Source organism: Tenacibaculum sp. MAR_2010_89, from assembly GCF_900105985.1.
GTDB classification, from domain to species: domain Bacteria; phylum Bacteroidota; class Bacteroidia; order Flavobacteriales; family Flavobacteriaceae; genus Polaribacter; species Polaribacter halocynthiae.
Genome location: NZ_FNUB01000005.1, coordinates 773,208 through 790,937, shown reverse-complemented (window position 1 = coordinate 790,937; position 17,730 = coordinate 773,208). Strand labels below are relative to the sequence as shown.

Annotated in this window: 15 protein-coding genes and 2 tRNA genes; 6 read left to right on the top strand and 11 right to left on the bottom strand. The window is 28.9% G+C overall.

Annotated elements, in window-relative coordinates:
* The first annotated feature begins 1 nt into the window (after nt 1).
* Complete coding sequence (locus BLV71_RS07200) at nt 2-343, top strand: SdpI family protein (protein ID WP_093869888.1); 342 nt, start codon at nt 2-4, stop codon at nt 341-343.
* 4 nt (nt 344-347) lie between these two features.
* Here the strand turns inward: BLV71_RS07200 and BLV71_RS07195 are convergent, their stop codons facing one another.
* Nucleotides 348-1,025 (bottom strand): SCO family protein, encoded by a 678-nt coding sequence (locus BLV71_RS07195; RefSeq protein WP_093869887.1) that lies wholly within the window; start codon nt 1,023-1,025, stop codon nt 348-350.
* A 161-nt stretch (nt 1,026-1,186) separates the two neighbouring features.
* Between BLV71_RS07195 and rseP the strand changes: the two genes are divergently transcribed.
* Nucleotides 1,187-2,536, top strand: a complete 1,350-nt coding sequence (rseP, locus tag BLV71_RS07190; RefSeq protein WP_093869886.1) for an RIP metalloprotease RseP — start codon at nt 1,187-1,189, stop codon at nt 2,534-2,536.
* A gap of 72 nt (nt 2,537-2,608) precedes the next feature.
* Nucleotides 2,609-3,691: a DNA polymerase IV gene (gene dinB, locus BLV71_RS07185; RefSeq protein ID WP_093869885.1), complete on the top strand. Its 1,083-nt coding sequence runs from the start codon at nt 2,609-2,611 to the stop codon at nt 3,689-3,691.
* Here dinB and BLV71_RS07180 read toward each other — a convergent pair.
* The 4 genes from BLV71_RS07180 to BLV71_RS07165 form a co-directional block, all read right to left on the bottom strand.
* A complete protein-coding gene (locus tag BLV71_RS07180) occupies nt 3,688-5,610 on the bottom strand; it encodes a tetratricopeptide repeat protein (RefSeq protein ID WP_093869884.1) in 1,923 nt (640 codons plus the stop codon). The two genes, dinB and BLV71_RS07180, sit on opposite strands and share 4 nt — an antisense overlap.
* Nucleotides 5,611-5,616: 6 nt before the next feature.
* Nucleotides 5,617-6,351 (bottom strand): LytR/AlgR family response regulator transcription factor, encoded by a 735-nt coding sequence (locus tag BLV71_RS07175; protein ID WP_093869883.1) that lies wholly within the window; start codon nt 6,349-6,351, stop codon nt 5,617-5,619.
* Nucleotides 6,352-6,687: 336 nt separating this feature from the next.
* A complete protein-coding gene (locus tag BLV71_RS07170) occupies nt 6,688-7,836 on the bottom strand; it encodes a cystathionine gamma-synthase (protein ID WP_093869882.1) in 1,149 nt (382 codons plus the stop codon).
* Between the two features lie 12 nt (nt 7,837-7,848).
* Nucleotides 7,849-8,304 carry a DinB family protein gene (locus BLV71_RS07165; RefSeq protein ID WP_093869881.1) on the bottom strand — a complete coding sequence of 152 codons (456 nt, stop codon included), beginning with the start codon at nt 8,302-8,304 and terminating at the stop codon, nt 7,849-7,851.
* Nucleotides 8,305-8,351: 47 nt separating this feature from the next.
* Here BLV71_RS07165 and BLV71_RS07160 point away from each other — a divergent pair, with 47 nt between their 5' ends.
* Complete coding sequence (locus BLV71_RS07160; protein WP_093869880.1) at nt 8,352-8,699, top strand: arsenate reductase family protein; 348 nt, start codon at nt 8,352-8,354, stop codon at nt 8,697-8,699.
* 35 nt (nt 8,700-8,734) lie between these two features.
* On the opposite strand, the gene BLV71_RS07155 is transcribed toward BLV71_RS07160, so the two are convergent.
* The 4 genes from BLV71_RS07155 to BLV71_RS07140 form a co-directional block, all read right to left on the bottom strand.
* Nucleotides 8,735-9,214, bottom strand: coding sequence for a DUF4252 domain-containing protein (locus BLV71_RS07155; protein WP_093869879.1), 480 nt, complete (start codon nt 9,212-9,214; stop codon nt 8,735-8,737).
* 86 nt (nt 9,215-9,300) lie between these two features.
* A tRNA-Gln gene (locus tag BLV71_RS07150) sits at nt 9,301-9,372 on the bottom strand.
* A 95-nt stretch (nt 9,373-9,467) separates the two neighbouring features.
* Nucleotides 9,468-11,912, bottom strand: a complete 2,445-nt coding sequence (locus BLV71_RS07145) for a DUF4114 domain-containing protein (RefSeq protein ID WP_093869878.1) — start codon at nt 11,910-11,912, stop codon at nt 9,468-9,470.
* A gap of 168 nt (nt 11,913-12,080) precedes the next feature.
* Nucleotides 12,081-12,151: transfer RNA gene (locus tag BLV71_RS07140), tRNA-Gln, on the bottom strand.
* 170 nt (nt 12,152-12,321) lie between these two features.
* On the opposite strand from BLV71_RS07140, the gene BLV71_RS07135 reads away from it, so the two are divergent.
* The gene (locus BLV71_RS07135; protein ID WP_093869877.1) at nt 12,322-15,438 is read left to right on the top strand and encodes a glycosyltransferase family 117 protein; all 3,117 of its coding nucleotides are present in this window, start codon (nt 12,322-12,324) and stop codon (nt 15,436-15,438) included.
* Nucleotides 15,439-15,442: 4 nt separating this feature from the next.
* A complete protein-coding gene (locus BLV71_RS07130) occupies nt 15,443-16,087 on the top strand; it encodes a polysaccharide deacetylase family protein (RefSeq protein ID WP_093869876.1) in 645 nt (214 codons plus the stop codon).
* Here BLV71_RS07130 and BLV71_RS07125 read toward each other — a convergent pair.
* Nucleotides 16,084-16,377 (bottom strand): thioredoxin family protein, encoded by a 294-nt coding sequence (locus BLV71_RS07125; RefSeq protein WP_093869875.1) that lies wholly within the window; start codon nt 16,375-16,377, stop codon nt 16,084-16,086. The two genes, BLV71_RS07130 and BLV71_RS07125, sit on opposite strands and share 4 nt — an antisense overlap.
* Before the next feature lie 85 nt (nt 16,378-16,462).
* Nucleotides 16,463-17,686, bottom strand: coding sequence for a metallophosphoesterase (locus tag BLV71_RS07120; RefSeq protein ID WP_093869874.1), 1,224 nt, complete (start codon nt 17,684-17,686; stop codon nt 16,463-16,465).
* Between the last annotated feature and the right edge of the window lie 44 nt (nt 17,687-17,730).

Here is a 17,730-nt window from a genome sequence, read left to right as displayed (position 1 = left end):
CATGAATCCTTACTACTACGTATTATCAATTAATGGATTACTATTTATATTTAGTATTGTCTTTTATTTTTTTCCTCCTAAAAAGATAAATTCTTTTTATGGGTACCGTACTAATAAAACAATGAAAAATGAAGCTGTTTGGAATTTTGCTAATGCCTTTTTTACCAAACAATTTTTAATATATGCCACTATTTCTTTAATAGCTTCTTTGTTACTTGTTTCTATTAATGCTAAAATAAGCTGGCAACCTATGGCTATTATGTTATTATCGTTAGCAGTTTCTGTAATAAAAACAGAACAAGAAATTAATAAGAATTTTGATGAAGAAGGGAATAAAAAATAACAATCTATTTTTTATACTCTTCTTTTAGTAAGCTGATATCGTTAATAATTTTTTGCATATTCTCTTTCTTGGTACCATCATAAATACCACGAATACGACGTTCCTTATCTATTAACACAAAATTCTCGGTATGAACCCAGTCATTCTCATCACCATTACCTTCATCTAATACAGCAAAGTAATGTTTACGAGCTAAGTTATAAATTTCTTTTTTTTCTCCTGTAGTTACATTCCACTTCCCATCAATAACCCCTTTTTTATTAGCATACGCTCTTAAAACAGGAACACTGTCCATAACTGGTGTTACCGAATGTGATAAAAACAAGACTTCTTTATCATCTTTAAAATGACTTTGTAATTCAGTCATATTTAAAGCCATTATTATACAAATAGTTTGGCAACGGGTAAAAAAGAAATCAGCTACATAAATTTTATTTTTATAATTCTCTTGAGTAATTGTTTCTCCATTTTGATTTATTAAAGAAAAATCTCCAACTGTATGATTTTTAGATTTATTTCTAACAGAGGCGTCTACTAACTTCGGATTTATATCAACTGGATTATAAATTGGTAATTTCTTATCTACTTTTACTAAATGATAAAAAACAGGAAGTGCTATTGCTGAAAAAACAAGTAAAAAAATTAATGTGCTTTTCGATTTTTTAAAGAATTTTAAGTCCATTCTTCTGAAATTTTATACAAAAATACGACTAAAAACAAGTATTCTATATTCATACTACAAAAAGTTTGTTAAATCAATGAATCCCTCCTATTGCAAACTTTTAGAACTCTTTTTAAAAACGTACATTTGTCAAATTTTAAATTTTAGAAATAAACCCATTTATGGAAATTTTAATAAAAGCATCACAATTTATTTTAAGCTTATCGCTTTTAATTGTTCTTCATGAGTTAGGCCATTTTATACCAGCCAAACTATTTAAAACCAAAGTAGAAAAGTTCTACTTATTTTTTGATTACAAGTTTTCTTTATTTAAAAAGAAAATTGGTGAAACTGTTTATGGTATTGGATGGATTCCTTTAGGTGGTTATGTAAAAATTGCTGGAATGATTGATGAGAGTATGGATACTGAGCAGTTAAAAGAAGAACCTAAACCATGGGAATTTAGATCAAAACCAGCATGGCAACGTTTAATTATTATGTTAGGTGGTGTGGTTGTTAATTTTGTGTTGGGTATTTTAATATATATATGCCTAATGTGGGGATATGGTGAGAAATTTTTACCTAATGACAGCGTAAAAGATGGTGTTTGGGTTCAAGACCAACTAGCTGCCGATTTAGGATTGCAAACTGGAGATAAAGTATTGTCAATTGATGGTGAAAAAGTTAATAAATTTAGAGAACTAACAATACAATTTATTAATGGAAATACATATACTGTTGAACGTAACGGAGAAACAATAGAGAAAAAAATCCCTACAGATTTTATTTCTAAATTAGTTGATAGAGGAAAAGATGCTGGACCTTTTTTAGCTGTTAGATATCCATTTGTTATTGCTAAAGTTCAAAAAGACTCTTTAAATGCTGGGGTTGATATTTTACCAAAAGATATAATCACAGCCATTAATGGTACTTCTATTACTTATTATGACGAAGCTAAACCTATACTAAAAAACTTAAAAGGTCAAGATATATCGATCACTTTAAAAAGAGGTGAAGAAACTAAAAATGTTCCTGTTAAAGTATCAAATCATGGGAATTTAGGTGTAATGTGGACTAGTGTTTCTATGTCTAATTTAGAAAAATTAGGATACTACAAATTAGCGAGTAAATCTTATACATTTACTGAAGCAATTCCTGCAGGAACAAATAAAGCTTGGAGTACCTTAACAAACTACATCAAGCAAATGAAAAAAATAGTAAACCCTAGTACTGGAGCTTGGAAAGGCTTAGGTGGTTTTAAATCGATAATGGATATCTTTCCTGTAACATGGAGTTGGCAAGCATTTTGGAATATTACAGCTTTCTTATCAATCATGTTAGGTTTTATGAATTTATTACCTATTCCAGCATTAGATGGTGGTCATGTAGTATTTACCTTATGGGAAATGATTACTGGTAAAAAACCAAGTGATAAATTCTTAGAATATGCACAGGTAATAGGTTTTGTATTTTTACTAGCATTATTACTATTTGCAAACGGAAATGATATTTTTAGGTCAATTTTTAAATAAGTTACCATAATACTCCTATAAAAACTCCCAAAGAAAGTTAACTTTCTTTGGGAGTTTTTATATTTTTACTGTATAGACTTACAACCTCCATATAAAAAAATAATTCATGTTGATATGGATGCATTTTATGCTTCTGTAGAGCAGCTTGACAATCCCGATTTACTGGGTAAACCTGTTGCTGTTGGAGGTAATGAAATTAGAGGTGTTGTATCTGCTGCTAGTTATGAAGCCAGAGTATTTGGCGTACGATCAGCAATGAGTGGCGCTTTAGCAAAACAAAAATGTCCGCATTTAATTTTTGTAAAACCAAGATATAGTCGTTACAAAGAAATATCATCGAAAATAAGAGCTATTTTTTATGACTATACTGATTTGGTTGAGCCTTTATCTTTAGATGAGGCCTATTTAGATGTCACTGAAAATAAAAAAGGTATTTCGTCAGCTAGTTTAATTGCACAAGAAATTCGTCAACGTATCTGGGAAGAATTAGAATTACGTGCTTCTGCAGGTATTTCTATTAATAAATTTATAGCCAAAGTAGCTTCTGATATTAACAAGCCTAACGGACAAAAAACAATTAAACCTAATGAAGTTATTGACTTCTTAGAAAAACTCCCTGTAAATAAGTTTTATGGCGTTGGAAAGGTAACCGCAGCTAAGATGCATAACTTAGGGATATTTACTGGTTTAGATTTAAAGAGAAAAAACTTAGAAGAACTCATTAAACTTTTTGGGAAATCTGGCTTACACTACTATAACATAGTAAGAGGTATGCAGAACAGCAAAGTAAAACCTAACAGAATTCGTAAATCTATAGCTGCTGAAAGAACTTTTAATGAAAATATTTCTTCAGAAATATACATGATAGAACGGCTTGATGCAATAGCAGAAGAGTTAGAAAAAAGAATGCTTCATTCTAAAACCAAAGGAAAAACATTAACCTTAAAAATTAAATATAGTAATTTTACTCAACAAACAAGAAGTAAAACTGTTTCTGAGTATATTCATTTAAAAAAAGACTTTATGCCTATTATTAAAGAGCTCTTATATCAAGAGGAATTAAAAGAATCTGTTAGGCTGTTAGGTATATCATTTAGTAACTTAGATACTGATAAAAAAGATCCAGTTTGGATACAGTTATCTTTTGATTTTTAACTAAGTGGTATTTTCAATGATACTTTTGTCCCAGCTGGAGAATTATTTTTATCAGTTAAATCAGTATAAACTAATGAATAACAATTCTTAAACTCATCTGTAAAGTTTTGCAACCGTTGTTTTGTTAACTCAATACCTATTGACTTTCTTTTAAGTGATTTGTTCTTTTTTATTCTTAAAGCTTCCTCTCTCCCTATCCCATTATCTGATATATCAATTTGTATAAAATCATTGGATACTTTAAGTACAGATAAGCTTACTTTTTTTATTCCTTTTTTTGAAGACAAACCATGCCATATTGCGTTTTCTAAAAACGGTTGTAAAATTAAAGGAGGTACTTTTACTTTGTCTAAATTTATTCCTTCATCAATATTTTCATGATAAACAATTTCATTTGAAAACCTAATATTTTCAATACTCATATATAGGTTCATTGTTTTTAACTCATCACTTAGAGGAACTTCTTTTGTTTTTGATGATTCTAAAATACTTCTAATTAGTTTTGAGAATTTATTCAGGTAATAAACTGCATTTTTCTGTTCATTATTTATAATATAAAGTTTTATCGAATTAAGCGCATTGAACACAAAATGAGGATTCATTTGATTTTGTAGTGCTTCTTGCTCTAGCACCAGTATTTTTTTATCATTACTTAACAAACGTTGGCCATAGATAGCATACAGTAAAACACCAAATAAAGCAATTGAAACTAAAGCTATTATTAAAATATTTCTATTTCGAGTAAGCTTTAATTTAGTAATCTCATTTTCTTTCGCTAAACTTTTTATTTTATTATTTTTTACTTCATTATCATACTTATTAATCAAGTTATTCACATAAAGAATATTCCTATCATTAAATGTTTTATGAGTTCCTACAATAGATTTTTTATAAAAAACATACGCTTTCTCAAAATCTCTCTTTAACCTATAAATTTCTGATAAATATTCATATGATTTATTTGTATTAGTAGGAATACCATGCTTTAACGAAATACTTAAAGACTTGTTTACATTATTTTTACCTTCATCAAGTTTCCCTAATTTTATTTGACAATAACCAAGAGTGTTGTAAATTCTAGATATGTAAAATTTGTTTCCTATTTGTTCAGATAAAACTTTTACTTCTTCAATATATTTTAAAGCCTTTTTATATTCACCTTTTAAAATTAAAACATTACTAATACTATTATGACATATAACCTTACCTATTCTAGATTTATTTTCTAAATTGTATTGTAACGACTTATTATAATTAACCAATGCACTGTCTAATTTTTCTAAATTTTGGTATGCAAATCCAATATTTTGGTGATTAATTGCTAGTCCTCTTTTATCTTGTAACTCTTGTTGGGTTACAATTGCTTTTTCAAATTTTTCTAGCGCTAATTTATATTGCTTCAGTTTTAAATATATATTACCAATACTATTTTCACATACACTTTTACTTATTTTTATGTCTTTGGTAGGATTGGGTATTTTATTTACTAACTCAAGAGCAAATTGATGATAGTTTAAAGCACTTCTTATTTTATCTTGTCTTCGATAAACAACCCCTATTTGATTTAATACAACAATTTCTGCATTTACCTTTTTAAACTCTCTTGATAAATTAAGCGCATTTAAATAATTTTCAATTGCTTTTTCATAGGTTGTTTTATTTCTATAATACCTACCTAATAAGGTATAAGAATAAATTTTTCCTAGAATATTTTTACTCCCCTTACTTTTTTCTAATAGGAAATCTATTTCACCTTTTCCAAACTGCGTCTTATTAAAATAATGCTGTACTTGAAAATAGTCGTTAAAGTCTTCTTTAAAAAAAGCTTTAATCATAGTTTCACTCTCAACAGGTTGATCTTGAGAATATCCACTGAAGTTTATACAAAAAAAGAAAATATATAAGGGAAAGAGTTTCATTAAATTTTAAAATTTGTCTAAAAAATCTGATTTTTTCTGCCTTGAAACAGGTATTTTATGATTGTTTTCTAAAATAACATAGCCATCTGATTTTAAAAACTCTTTTATCTTATTAAGGTTGATAATAAAAGAATTATGAATTCTAAAAAAATGATCGTCAGGCAACAAGATATTAACTTCTTTTAATTTTTTAGTTATTACTATTTTTTTATTATTTATTGTATGTATTGAACAATAGTTTCCATCAGATTCAACAAACAAAATTTCTGATTCCTCTAAAAAAACAAGCTTTCCATCGGTATTAATTGTAATTTTACGTCTATTAAACTTCTCATTAAAACTTGATAATATTTTATCAAACTTACTTGTACTACTAGTTTTAGAATAGTAATTTTTTATTCGACTTAATGTTTCTTCCAAGTCATCAGAATCAACAGGCTTTAACAAGTAATCAATTGCTTGGTTTTTTAATGCTTTTATAGCATACTCATTATAAGCAGTTGTTATTACAACCGCAAAATCTTTTCTCTCTAGTTTTTCTAACAATTGAAAACCATCCATAGTTGGCATTTCAATATCTAAAAATAAACAATCAAGAACATTTGAATTGATATATTCAATTGCTTTATCAGCCTCAGTAAAAGTTTTAATAATTTCTAAGTCATTATTAAAATTAGACAATTCCCAGGTAAGACCTTGAATTGCCTTAGGCTCATCATCTACAATAACTGCTCTTATCATATTATAGTATTTGTATCAAATGTAACCTTTAAAAAGCTAAAATTAAAATTGAAAAAACCTCATTTTAGTGCCCTCACATCATAAATAATACATCTCATAACAAATTATATGCAAATTATACATGAAGATATGCAAACTATACATTAAGCCTATATTAAATTATTTTTTAATCTCATATTTGCAGTGTAATATACAAGGGGAATCATTTTGATAATTGGGGGATTAATCAACAATGATAATTAAATTGAAAAGCACTACATTGTAGTGCTTTTCTTTTTTTATAATTCTGATAAAAACCTATAAAAGATTCTTTTAAAAGTAAATTTAAAATATTTCTTACTGCTTTAAAGCTTGTGACAAATCATCTAATAGATCATCTATATCTTCAACACCAACACTTAATCTAATTAAAGACTCAGTAATTCCTATTTTTAATCTTTCTTCTTCTGGAATTGAAGCATGAGTCATTGTAGTTGGATGATTCACTAAACTCTCTACTCCTCCTAAAGATTCTGCTAACGTAAATAACTTAGTGCTCTCTAAAAATTTAAACGTTGCTTTTTTACTTTCATCCTTCAAACGAAAAGAAACCATCCCGCCAAAATCATCCATTTGATTCTTAGCAATTTCATGATTAGGATGACTTTCTAAACCTGGGTAATATACCTTACTTACTTTGTTATGCTCTTTCAAAAATTTAGCTACAGCCATTCCATTTTCGCAATGGCGTTGCATACGTAAATGTAATGTTTTTATGCCTCGTAATGCTAAAAAGGAATCCATAGGGCCAGCTATCGCCCCAGCTGCGAATTGTATAAAGTGTAACTCTTTAGCTAACTTTTCATCTTTTACCATTAGAGCTCCCATTACTAAATCTGAATGACCTCCTAGATATTTAGTAGCTGAATGCATAACAATATCTACTCCTAAATCTAATGGACGTTGTAAATAAGGGGTTGCAAATGTATTATCAACAGCAACTAAAATATCAGGGTTTTTATTTTTTACAGCATTAGTTACTCCTACAACATCAACTATTTTCATTAATGGATTGGTAGGCGTTTCTAACCAAATTAACTTTGTTGCATCAGAAACCTCATCAACTACATTAGTAACTTCACCTACATCAACAAATTTAAACTTTAAATCATATTTTTGAAACAGTCTGGTAAACATTCGATACGTTCCACCATACAAATCATCTCCTGTAATAATCTCATCACCTGGTTTTAATAAACGTAGTACACAATCAATAGCAGACAACCCTGAAGAAAAGGCAAACCCATGAGTTCCATTCTCTATAGATGCAAATGCATTTTCTAAAGCAGTTCTTGTAGGATTAGCTGCACGTGAATACTCGTAACCTTTATGCACACCAGGACTAGATTGAGCATATGTAGAAGTTTGAAAAATCGGGGTCATTACCGACCCTGTTGCTTCTTCATGCTGTTGACCACCATGTATAGCTTTAGTATTAAATTTCATACTACTAAAAATTTACACTAACTTTCTCATTGCCATAATTACTCCTAAATGCATTCCTTCATGCATATTATTAAAAGCTAGAGCAGTTTTAAAAGAATCTAAAACAAAACCTGTACTTGTTTTATAAGACGTATAATCTGTAAAAATACCAGCTTCAAAATCTTCTTTTAAAGTATCAGGTAATCCCAACAACAATTCTTTCACCTCTTCTAACTCTTCTTCAGTAAAAGTTTCTGATGGCTTAGTTCCTTTTCTATAATTATCTATCAATTCATCTGACACTAAACACTGTAATCCAGATAATTTATAATGTAACAATTGTTGAGTTACTACCAAATGAGCAACATTCCAAGCTATATTATTATTAAACCCTTCTGGAATCTTATGTAACTGCTCAATAGTTAGTCCATCTATAAGATTAAACACTAACTCTCTAGATTTTTTTAGAACTTCAAATTGTGTATCCATTTTTCTGTTTATTTTAGCTCAAATATATTATTAAACATTTACATAAAATGAAGAAAGTTTATTTTTTACAAACCTGTGATACTTGTCGAAGAATTTTAAAAGAAGTAAACTTAGATGGTTTTGAAAAACAAGAAATTAAATCAACTCCAATTACTATAAAACAACTAGAAGAAATGTATAGTTTAAGCGGAAGTTTTGAAGCGTTATTTAATAAAAGAGCAAAACTGTATAGAGAAATGGATTTAAAAAATCAAACATTAACAGAAACTGATTACAAACAATATATTTTAGATGAATACACTTTCTTAAAACGCCCTGTTTTCATCGTAAACAATGAAATTTATATAGGAAATAGTAAAAAGGTTATTGAAAGTTTAAAAAAGGCAATTCAATAAAAAAAGGCGGAAATAATTTTTCCGCCTTTTTTATTTTATTTGGAAGCAACATCTTTATTATTTGATGAACTAATAATTGAAGCTAACTCTTCTTTTGTTAATTTGGTTTTAACCCCCAACAAAACAAGTTTATCATCATCAGCACTTGCTTTTATAATGATTTCTCTTACTAAATTGTTTCTTTCGATAAAAAGAATTTCTGCTTTCCCTCCTTTATCCTTAGCTCTTATCAAAGTTTTCAATTTATTCCTTCTAGAAAACCTTTTAAAATCTTTAGCTACATCGCTTCTATTCTTATCAAAAATCATAAGTTTAAAATCACTTGACTTTTTAATTAGATTTTTAATTTCGTCATCATCTTCATCATCAAAAAATGAACCAGCAAAAGAACTTGATAAATTTATTGAGAAAGCTGTTTTGTCTTTATTTGCCTTATAAAAGCTTTTAAATTTTGCTTCTTGTGCATTAATGCTAACTAAAAATAAGCAAAAAAATGCAGTTAAAAATTGTTTCATAATATTTGGTTTTAAAAAGAAGACGACCCGTTTTAAAACTTGTTACAAAAAAAAGTCTTAACTAAAATATAGTTAAGACTTTTAAGTTGGCCTACAAGGACTCGAACCTTGAATGTCGGTACCAAAAACCGGTGTGTTGCCAATTACACCATAGGCCAATAATTTGTGAGTGCAAATATAAAAATAAAGTTTGTATTAAAAAACACAAACTTTATTAAAAAATCATAATTACTTTTTTTAACGCTTCATTTAACTATTTAGCTACTATAAAAGTTCCATTATATTTATTTTCTTCATCATCAATTACCATATATTTATATATTCCTGAAGTAAATCCTGGTTCGTTAAACACTACTTGCTTTCTATTACTGAATGATGTTTGTACTTTTTCTGAATAAACCACTCTACCTAATAAATCAAAAACCTTAATATTTGCAAAAGATGATTCTCTATTTAACCTAATCATTGTGGTATTTTTAAATGGATTCGGGTAATTTAAAAGCTTATCATTAGATGCTGTATCTGCAAAATCTTGAACACCTAAAGCAACTCCACTTCTAAAAACTACGTCTTTAATACCTACAGAATATTCAACCTCATTAATATAATCTCCTATCACAGAAAAAACAATTGTTTTAACATCTTTCACATCACCTTTTACGCCATTCTGATCTACAAAATCATTAAAATTTATCTCATATTTTGTTTCTTTAGAGTTTCCTTTTATTTTATAACGTAACCTAGAGCTCCAATCTTCCAAACCTTCTGGCATTAACACTATCTCGATATCTTTATTTGTATTAACAGTAAAAGATAAATAGTCATACTCAGCAACATCTAATGTTTGATCTCCAGCTAAAAGGTGTCTAAAAATATTCATATTCCCTTTTACCTTCCCTTCCACTTCTATCTCTCTATTCACCTCATAAATTCCTTCTACATCAGTTACATCATTATTTGTTACTTCAAATCTAGTTACACTTGCGTATTCTTTTAAATAATCTAAACCCCATGGCCCATCAGCTAAATACAATGCATCTATTTGATCATTTCCTGGCACACTTAAAGAAAAACCAATATCGAACAACACTCCTGTTTCTATAGTTAAAGTTTCATTCCATTCTCCTGACAACTCTATTGCTGTATTCATATTAAATGAATTAGAAGTTTCAGTTGGATATATATTACCGTCAAAAACTATTTCTTTACTCTTACTTTTATTAATAATATCAATCGTTATTTTTCCATTAGAATAGCTTCCAGACTTTACAAACACCGTTGGTATTGTTGTTTCTTCAGGATTGCTAGTCAGTGTTTTATCTTCAATAAAAGAATCTAAAATATAATTTGCTACCGAAAACACTTGAGAATAAGTGCTCCCCCATACTTGAAAATTCATATAATCTCCTTCTGGGTATTTATCTATATTCCAATAACTATGCAATTCATTATCACCATCACCAGTTTTTACTGAAAAGCTTAGTGTATATTCAATAACACCATTTGCTCTCTTTATTTTTGAACTTACAATTTTATGTTCTCTGGTAATTACTGTTCTTACATCTTCTATTTCAGAATTATTTAAACGATCACAAATGGCCTTAGAATGATCATACACTTTACCCTCTGTTCTAGTTGCTAACACAGCTGAAACTCTTTCACTACCATTATAATAATCTACCGAAAACACTTCTTTAGCATTTGTTATCCCTATAAGGTCTGTTGGACTAGATACATTTGAAGTTTCATTTCCATACATACCTGTTGTTGGTAAATAATCTACTAATGTTTTTGATCCTTTTTTTAATAACTTTAATTTATTAAAAGGCTTTTGAAATTCTTTAATATTTTTAAACGTTTTGTTTTTACTTCTGTCAAGATTTCTTTTTGCAATCAACTGAGCTAATTTCCCATTACTCTCAAGCCCACCATCATATGAAGATGTAACATTATTAGCCGAACTAACATCTGCTACATTAGTTGTTTTTAATGCTGAAAAAGGAGAAGCAGTTACATAAAATATAGCATCATTAAAATCTTGATCACAGCTACTATAGTCTCTTCTAATATCTTCAAACCCTAAAATAATCCTTTCATTATCTGAATCAGAAAGTAAAACATTGTGGTACTGTAAACTTGGTGAACTCTCTGGATTAAAACTTGGTTCAGAAAATAACGTCCAATGTCCGTACCCAACAGTTTGATATGTTGAACTCCATGCATTCGCCATCAATACCCAACCAATTCCTGTATTTGCAGGAAAACTTCCAATTTTAACTTTATCTCCAGTTTGGAGTCCTCCTCCACTTCCTAATGCAGATACATTAGGAAAAATTATGGTGATATCTTCATCACTTGGTTTTGTTGTAGGAGGGTTATTAATATCATACGTATAAAATCCTAATACATTTCTATACCCTGCACCCTCAGAAACAAAAGTAACAAATACGTCTGCTTGTGCATTTAACTCAATACTTGTATCATAACCAGCCGTTATATATTGTGGATTGTAATCTGGAACTGGATATGATTCTGGCAAAGAATTACTTATCATTTCTAAAGTCTCTACCGAAACATTATCTCCTGGGTTTTCCAAATAATCTGGTTTTCCATTAGAAGAATATGTTCCTAGATAATTATAATTCTGAGCTATTGTAACTTGCCCTATAAATACGATAAAAAGTAATAACTTTTTCATAATCCCTTGATTTATAATATCAAAATTATGATGATTCTTACCTTTTTAACATGTTTTTCGATTACTGGTAGCTATCTCAAAGATAAGTTGACTTAAAAAGAAGATTAAAGGTTCTATTGATTTAAAATAAAACACAAATAAAAAGCTCTTACTTTCGTAAGAGCTTTGTTGGCCTACAAGGACTCGAACCTTGAATATTGGTACCAAAAACCAGTGTGTTACCATTACACCATAGGCCAATTGCTTATTGCGGGTGCAAATATAAAACAGAAATTTATTTTGACAAAATAAATTTTACTTTTTTCTTTTAACAGAACTTTATTCTGAAAAAATAAATCAAAATTATATTTTTGCTATACTTAAAACACACTAGTTATTAGTACATTCGCAACAACTTATTAAAAATTATATGAACGATTTTAACTACAAAAAATGGAATACTATTTTAGGATGGGCTTCATTTGCCGTGGCGTTAATAACCTATACCCTAACTCTTGAACCTACAGTAAGCTCTTGGGATTGTGGTGAATACATTTCAACAGCCGTAAAATTAGAAGTTGGTCATCCACCTGGTGCACCATTATTTCAAATGCTAGGGGCATTTTTTGCTATGTTCAGTAATGACCCAAGTCAATGGGCAAAAATGGTTAACTTCATGTCTGGTTTAGCTAGTGCTTTCACCATATTATTCATGTTTTGGACAATTACCAATTTGGCAAAGAAAATGGTAATTAAAAACGGTAATTTTAACAAAAACGAAGCGATTGCTGTTTTAGGTAGTGGATTAGTAGGTGCTTTAGCCTATACTTTCTCTGATAGTTTTTGGTTTAGTGCTGTAGAAGGAGAAGTTTACGCAATGTCATCTTTTTTAATGGCTTTATTATTCTGGTTAGGTTTAAAATGGGAAGAAGCAATCCACTTACCTAGGGGTAATAAATGGTTAGTTATCATAAGTTTTGTGGTTGGGTTATCATTTGGAGTTCATATTTTATCTTTATTGGTTATCCCTTCTATTGTAATGTTATACTTCTTTAAAACTTATAAAAACATTACTATAAAAACGACTGCAATTGCTACTGTAATTTCAATATTGGTTTTAGCTTTTGTTTTTAAATTTTTATTCCCTTTCACATTAAAATTCTTTAGTGTTTCTGAGCTGTTTTTTATAAACCAAATAGGATTACCTTATAATTCTGGAACTATCATTGCTGGTGTTATTTTAATAGGATTGTTTTATTTCGGATTAAACTATACTCGTAAAAAGAATTTAATTACAGGTAATACATTAATACTATCTGTTCTATTTATAATGATTGGTTTTTCATCATGGCTAATGTTACCTATACGTGCTAATGCTGATACTGTTATTAATGAAAACAACCCATCAAGTGCTCGTGAACTTTTAGCTTATTACAATCGTGAACAATATGGTGATGCTAATGTTTTTTATGATAAATATTATTCTATAACTTATAACAGAGAACAAGACGCTAGTCAGCCTTTTAAAGATGACAAACCAAAATATGAGAAAAGAAATGGTAAATATGAAATTGTAAATAAATACAAAAACGTAATACCTAACTATTCTGATAAACATAAAGGTTTTATCCCTAGAATGGTTGACCCAGGTTCTGAAAAACATTATAAAAGAATTGCTGGTATTCCAGCTCGTAGTAAAAGAAGACCAACATTCCTTGAAAATATAAAATTCATGGTAGATTACCAGTTTGGTTATATGTATGGGCGTTATTTTATGTGGAATTTTGTTGGACGTCAAAACGATATTCAAGGTCATTTAGATTTTGAAAATGGTAACTGGCTAAGTGGTATTAATTTTATTGATGAAATGCGACTTGGATCTCAACAAAATCTCCCTGAAGTAATTAAAAATAATAAAGGTAGGAACACTTACTTTTTTCTACCTCTTATATTAGGTTTTATAGGGTTACTTTATCAAATAAACAAAGACAAGAAAAACTTATATGCCTTAACTTTATTTTTTGTTTTTACTGGTTTTGCAATTATATTTTACACAAACCCTAAACCTTTTGAACCTCGTGAACGTGATTACGCGGTAGTAGGTTCTTTTTACGTATTTGCTATCTGGATTGGTTTCGGTGTACTTGCATTATATGATTACTTTAAAAAGTATGCAAACAAACAAACTGTAGCAATTGCTGTTTCTGTAGTTTCATTATTAGCAGTTCCTGTATTAATGGGTGCTCAAAACTGGGATGATCATGATAGAGGAGATCGTTTTGTAGCACAACTAAATGCACAGACATATTTAGAAAGTTGTGATCCAAATGCAATTATTTTTACTATTGGTGATAATGATACATTCCCTTTATGGTACATGCAACAAGTAGAAGGTATTCGTCCAGATATAAAGATTGTTAATACTAGTCTTTTTCAAACAGATTGGTACATTGACCAAATGAAAAAGAAAACATACGATGCTGATCCTATTCCTTCAACATTAACACATGATCAATACAAATATGGAACTTTAGATTTAGCGTACCATATTCCGCATCCTAGATTTAAAGACTCTATTATGTCTATAAAAAACTTTATGCGTTGGATTGAAAGTGACAATAAAGTTACTTATTATATTGATGAAGAAAATAATGTAAAAGAAAAGTTTTACCCAACTAATAGAATTCGTATTCCAGTAAATAAAGAAAATGTATTAAAAACTGGTTTAGTTGCACAAAAAGACGCTACTAAAATAGTAGACTACATTGATATTACTATTGACAGACAAGGCATTGCTAAGAACCGAATTTTAATGCTTGACATCTTGAATAACTTTGATTGGAAACGTCCAATTTATTTCACTGGAGGTGCAAATGCTGATGAAGAATATATTTGGTTGAAAGATTATTTACAATTAGATGGTATGTCTTATAAGCTAGTACCTATAAAGACTTCTAACAAAGGAAAATCTATGTTTGATATGGGAAGAATTGATCCTGAAAAGATGTATGCTAATGTAAAAAAATGGGACTGGAAAACTATTAATAATGGAAAAATATACTTAGACGAACAAAGTAAGCGAAATGCTATATCATTACGTAATAACTTAATGCGTTTATCAGAAGAATTTTTAAAATTAAACGATTCAGTTAATGCCAAGGATGTTTTAGATTTATCTCTGTACAAAATGCCTATTAAAGATTTTGGCCATTATAGTATTTCTCTTGGATATCCTGAATTATATTACAAAATAGGTGATAAAGATAAAGCACGTGAAACTGCTGAAACATTAATAGATATTTTTCAACAAAATCTTATTTATTACACTACCTTTAAAGGTGCTGATGAAAAATTAGTTTTTGAAAATATTGATACTAATTTATATATGTACCAGAATATAGTGCGACAAATTACTCAATACGATTTAGATAAAGATTTTACTGACAAGATTTTTAAAGCCTATATCGATCATGCTAAATTGTTTAAGCATTTAATGGGTGATGAACAAGATTCTTTACCTGAAGAATTAGACTCTATTAAACCTTAGTGCATTGAAATTTTACACAATTAAAACACCACGTATAATCAAGAAATTATTTTCAAGATATACGTGGTGTTTTTCTTCTACTAAAAAAGAGATTTATTTAACTTTTGATGACGGACCTATTCCAGTAGTAACTGAATTTGTGTTAGATCAACTAAAAATATACAATGCAAAAGCTACTTTTTTTTGTATTGGTGACAATATTAGAAAACATCCTCTTATATTTAATCAAATTTTAGAAGAAGGTCATATTATAGGTAATCATACGTTTAATCATTTAAATGGCTGGAAACACTCCTTAAAAGATTACATAAACAATACAAAGAAAGCTGAGGGAATTATTCAGAAATATAGTAAAGAAAAAGTTACCACAAAGCTTTTTCGCCCACCGTATGGTAAAATAAAACGTTCACAAGCTACTGAACTTATAAATAAGGGGTATAAAATTATAATGTGGGATGTTCTTTCAGCAGATTTTGACAAAAATATATCTAAAGAGGAATGTTTTGAAAATGTTATAAAAAACACCAATAATGGAAGCATAATTGTTTTTCACGACAGTATAAAAGCTAAAGAAAAGCTTTACTATGCATTACCAAAAATTCTTGAAGAATATACTAAGAAAGGATACCTTTTTAAAGCTATTCCTTAAACGTATTGTTGAACTAAACCTATAAGCGTATTTGCATCTTGCTCTCCAGTTTGGCGCCACTTCATTTCTCCATTTTTATAGATCATAAATGTTGGATTTCCCTTTACACGAAGTGCATCTGCTAAAATCTCATTTTTTCTAATGTCTATTTTTATAACTTTTGCTCTATCACCTAAAGCAGCAGCAACATCACGAAGTGTGTCTATACTTGGCTCAAACTCACTCCAATCAGCATAAAAATCAATTAACACAGGTTTATTAACACTTATGATTTCACCAAATTTTGTCATATAACATAATTTTTTTCTGTAAATCGCCTAAAAGTACTAATTTTTTAGCACTAAAATCTTAAATTAAGATTAAAAACGCTAAAAGCTAGGCTTTTTTCAACTCTATAACAGTTATTTCAGGCCAAATACCAACTCTACCAGGAAAAGCATGATATCCAAAACCTCTATTCACATTAACATATCTACCAAATTCTTCATATAATCCAGCCCACTGTTTGTACACATATTGAGACGGACTCCATTTAAAAAAACCAGGAATTTCAATTCCAAATTGCAACCCATGAGTATGACCACTTAATGTTAACTGATAATTAAAATCATCTTTTTTTACTTTGTATTCCCAATGACTTGGATCATGACTCATTAAAACTTTAAAATCCTCTTTATCAACTCCTACAGACGCCTTTTTTAAATCTCCAGCTTGGTTAAAACCTTTACCCCAGTTTTCAACTCCAACTAGTGCTATTTTTTGTCCTTCTTTTTCTATATATCTATGCTCATTTAGCAATAAATCAAACCCTATTTTTGGATGAATATTTTTAATTGCTTCAAAATTCTCTTTTTTATCTTCTTTATTTTTCCACTTTGAATAATCACCATAATCATGATTTCCTAAAATTGAATATTTTCCCATTGGAGCTTTAAGTTGAGAAAAAACAGGAATCCAATCATCCATTTCATGTGCAAAATTATTTACTATATCACCTGTAAATAAAATAACATCTGACTGTTGTTTATTAACTAAATCAACGGCATATTCAATTTTTTCTTTATTATCAAAACTTCCAGAATGAATATCTGTTATTTGTGTTATTGTAAAACCATCAAAAGCTTCAGGTAAATCATCAAAACTTAATTCATATTTTAATACCTTATAATTATATTTTCCTTTAAAAATCCCATACAATAAACTTGCAAAAGGAATTGCAGCCAAACCTAATGCCAATTGAGCTATAAACTTTCTTCTACCTCCTAATACTTTTGTTTCTTCAGATGAAAAATAAGAAATCCCCTTTTTTATCAACCTTACTATATCTTCTCCTAACATAAAAAGAATCATTATCAATTTTGGTAATAAAATTAACAACAAAAAACCTACTGCCCATTGAAATTGGCGAGTTTGCCCTGAGCTTCTGTCTGTAGAAAAAATTACATAAAAAAAATTAATATATGCTAAGGCACCTACAAATAACCATCCATACCTGATCATTTTATTTTTAGTTAGCATTTTAATTGCTTGAAAAGCATAAGCTTCAAAAACAATAATTATTAAAGAAGCAATAATTAAGAAGGAAATCCAACGAGGCATATATCTAATTTTAGAAGAATGTAAAGATAGTGGTAAAACTAAAA

Excerpts from the sequence above, each read along its gene's own strand:
- BLV71_RS07200 (WP_093869888.1), top strand. The coding sequence starts at position 2 with ATGAATCCTTACTACTACGTATTATCAATTAATGGATTACTATTTATA.
- BLV71_RS07195 (WP_093869887.1), bottom strand. The coding sequence starts at position 1,025 with ATGGACTTAAAATTCTTTAAAAAATCGAAAAGCACATTAATTTTTTTA.
- rseP (WP_093869886.1), top strand. The coding sequence starts at position 1,187 with ATGGAAATTTTAATAAAAGCATCACAATTTATTTTAAGCTTATCGCTT.
- BLV71_RS07180 (WP_093869884.1), bottom strand. The coding sequence starts at position 5,610 with ATGAAACTCTTTCCCTTATATATTTTCTTTTTTTGTATAAACTTCAGT.
- BLV71_RS07175 (WP_093869883.1), bottom strand. The coding sequence starts at position 6,351 with ATGATAAGAGCAGTTATTGTAGATGATGAGCCTAAGGCAATTCAAGGT.
- BLV71_RS07170 (WP_093869882.1), bottom strand. The coding sequence starts at position 7,836 with ATGAAATTTAATACTAAAGCTATACATGGTGGTCAACAGCATGAAGAA.
- BLV71_RS07165 (WP_093869881.1), bottom strand. The coding sequence starts at position 8,304 with ATGGATACACAATTTGAAGTTCTAAAAAAATCTAGAGAGTTAGTGTTT.
- BLV71_RS07160 (WP_093869880.1), top strand. The coding sequence starts at position 8,352 with ATGAAGAAAGTTTATTTTTTACAAACCTGTGATACTTGTCGAAGAATT.
- BLV71_RS07155 (WP_093869879.1), bottom strand. The coding sequence starts at position 9,214 with ATGAAACAATTTTTAACTGCATTTTTTTGCTTATTTTTAGTTAGCATT.
- BLV71_RS07145 (WP_093869878.1), bottom strand. The coding sequence starts at position 11,912 with ATGAAAAAGTTATTACTTTTTATCGTATTTATAGGGCAAGTTACAATA.
- BLV71_RS07135 (WP_093869877.1), top strand. The coding sequence starts at position 12,322 with ATGAACGATTTTAACTACAAAAAATGGAATACTATTTTAGGATGGGCT.
- BLV71_RS07125 (WP_093869875.1), bottom strand. The coding sequence starts at position 16,377 with ATGACAAAATTTGGTGAAATCATAAGTGTTAATAAACCTGTGTTAATT.
- BLV71_RS07120 (WP_093869874.1), bottom strand. The coding sequence starts at position 17,686 with ATGCCTCGTTGGATTTCCTTCTTAATTATTGCTTCTTTAATAATTATT.